Raw genomic sequence first — 3,002 nt, 5'->3', positions numbered from 1 at the left:
ATTTTTAAAATTAATTATCTGTTTTATAACGTTCATTGACATATTGATCAAAATAATACGAGCGCACAAAAAAGTGTGTTAAAAAAAATATAGTAAATAAAAACTAAAGAGCATAAAAGCAAAACGCATAAGCTAATTAAGGGCGTATGGGGAATGCCTAGGCTCTCAGAGGCGAAGAAGGACGTGATAAGCTGCGAAAAGCTACGGGGACTGGCACATACAGATTGATCCGTAGATATCCGAATGGGGCAACCCGGTATATTGAAGATATATCACTCCGTAAGGAGGGCAAACCCGGAGAACTGAAACATCTAAGTACCCGGAGGAGAAGAAAACAACAGTGATTCCGCTAGTAGTGGCGAGCGAACGCGGAGCAGCCCAAACCTATATAGCTACGGCTATATAGGGGTTATAGGACTACAATATTTGATAAGGATTGAATTAGAAATGTTTGGAAAGACATACCATAGAGGGTGATAGTCCCGTATAGGTAAGCTTCTTATTGATAGTAGTATCCTGAGTAGGTCGGGACACGTGTAATCCTGATTGAATTTGGCGGGCCCATCCGCTAAGGCTAAATACTCCTGAGAGACCGATAGTGAACCAGTACCGTGAGGGAAAGGTGAAAAGAACCCTAAATAAGGGAGTGAAAAAGATCCTGAAACCATACGCTTACAAGCGGTCGGAGCCTATTAAGGTGACGGCGTGCCTTTTGCATAATGAGCCTACGAGTTACTTTATCTAGCAAGGTTAAGGTGTTCAGCACTGTATCCGTAGCGAAAGCGAGTCTGAATAGGGCGTTTAAGTTAGGTTGAGTAGACGCGAAACCGTGTGATCTACCCTTGGGCAGGTTGAAGCTTTGTTAACCCAAAGTGGAGGACCGAACCCGTTGACGTTGAAAAGTCTTGGGATGACCTGAGGGTAGGGGTGAAAGGCCAATCAAACTCGGAAATAGCTCGTACTCCCCGAAATGCATTTAGGTGCAGCGTTGATATAGTTTTATAGAGGTAGAGCTACTGATTGGATGCGGGGGCTTCACCGCCTACCAATTCCTGACAAACTCCGAATGCTATAAAATGTTTATCAGCAGTGAGGGCATGGGTGCTAAGGTCCATGTCCGAGAGGGAAAGAACCCAGACCATCAGCTAAGGTCCCTAAATATATGTTAAGTTGAATAAACGCGGTTGAACTGCTTAGACAGCTAGGATGTTGGCTTGGAAGCAGCCATTCATTTAAAGAGTGCGTAACAGCTCACTAGTCGAGCGGTTTGGCATGGATAATAATCGGGCATAAACATATTACCGAAGCTATGGACAGAAATATCTGTGGTAGGGGAGCATTGTAGTTGCGTTGAAGGTGAGAGGCGATTCTTGCTGGAGTATCTACAAAAGAAAATGTAGGCATAAGTAACGATAAGGCAGGCGAGAAACCTGCCCACCGAAAGACTAAGGTTTCCTCAGCTATGCTAATCAGCTGAGGGTTAGTCGGGCCCTAACGCGAACCCGAAAGGGGTAGTGGATGGACAACAGGTTAATATTCCTGTACCTGCACCACGTTAAAAGTGACGTAGGCGAGAAGTTAACGCGTACTGACGGAATAGTACGTTGAAGGGAGTAGTAATACCCTGATAGTACACAGAGACTTCGGTTAATGTGATAGTTTAGCGAATCGACTACCAAGAAAAGCGAGTGGCTGCAGCCCGTACCGTAAACCGACACAGGTAGTTGGGATGAGAATTCTAAGGTGCTCGAGAGATTCATGGCTAAGGAACTAGGCAAAATAGACCTGTAACTTCGGGAGAAAGGTCGCCCTGAGCAATCAGGGCCGCAGTGAATAGGTCCAGGCGACTGTTTATCAAAAACACAGGGCTATGCTAAATCGAAAGATGACGTATATGGCCTGACACCTGCCCGGTGCCGGAAGGTTAAGAGGAGATGTTAGCTTCGGCGAGGCATTGAATTGAAGCCCCGGTAAACGGCGGCCGTAACTATAACGGTCCTAAGGTAGCGAAATTCCTTGTCGGGTAAGTTCCGACCTGCACGAATGGTGCAACGATCTGGACACTGTCTCAGCCATGAGCTCGGTGAAATTGTAGTATCGGTGAAGATGCCGGTTACCCGCTACGGGACGAAAAGACCCTGTGAACCTTTACTATAGCTTAGTATTGACTTTGGATAAGTAATGTGTAGGATAGGTGGGAGACTTCGATCATGCGTCGCCAGGCGTGTGTGAGTCATTGTTGAAATACCACCCTTTGCTTATTCGAAGCCTAACTCAGAGATGAGGACAGTGCTTGGTGGGTAGTTTGACTGGGGTGGTCGCCTCCAAAAGAGTAACGGAGGCTTCTAAAGGTTCCCTCAGTACGGTTGGTAATCGTGCGTAGAGTGCAATGGCATAAGGGAGCTTGACTGAGAGACCTACAAGTCGATCAGGTACGAAAGTAGAGCATAGTGATCCGGTGGTTCCGTATGGAAGGGCCATCGCTCAAAGGATAAAAGGTACTCCGGGGATAACAGGCTGATCTCCCCCAAGAGCTCACATCGACGGGGGGGTTTGGCACCTCGATGTCGGCTCGTCACATCCTGGGGCTGGAGAAGGTCCCAAGGGTTGGGCTGTTCGCCCATTAAAGTGGCACGCGAGCTGGGTTCAGAACGTCGTGAGACAGTTCGGTCTCTATCTGTAGTGGGCGTTAGAAATTTGAGTGGATCTGACTTTAGTACGAGAGGACCGAGTTGGACGAACCGCTGGTGTATCTGTTGTTCCGCCAGGAGCACTGCAGAGTAGCTACGTTCGGAAGGGATAAGCGCTGAAAGCATATAAGCGCGAAACCCACCACAAGATGAGATTTCTTTAAAGGGTCGTGATAGACGATCACGTTGATAGGCTATAGGTGTAAAGGCAGTAATGTCATAGCCGAGTAGTACTAATAACCCATAGGCTTATGCGCACCCCGGCTTTATTGTCGGGGTGAAGACTTGCTTTATGATTTTGCTTTTTATTTA

1 rRNA gene is annotated in these 3,002 nt (G+C 47.0%); it reads left to right on the top strand.

Going from position 1 to position 3,002, the window contains the following annotated elements:
* Positions 1-125: 125 nt before the first annotated feature.
* A 23S ribosomal RNA gene (locus tag ACFSTE_RS08400) occupies positions 126-2,947 on the top strand.
* Positions 2,948-3,002: the final 55 nt, after the last annotated feature.

Source organism: Aquimarina hainanensis, from assembly GCF_042684685.1.
Lineage (GTDB): Bacteria > Bacteroidota > Bacteroidia > Flavobacteriales > Flavobacteriaceae > Aquimarina > Aquimarina hainanensis.
The sequence above is the reverse complement of the archived record's forward strand: the minus strand, read 5'-3'. Positions and strand labels throughout refer to the sequence as shown.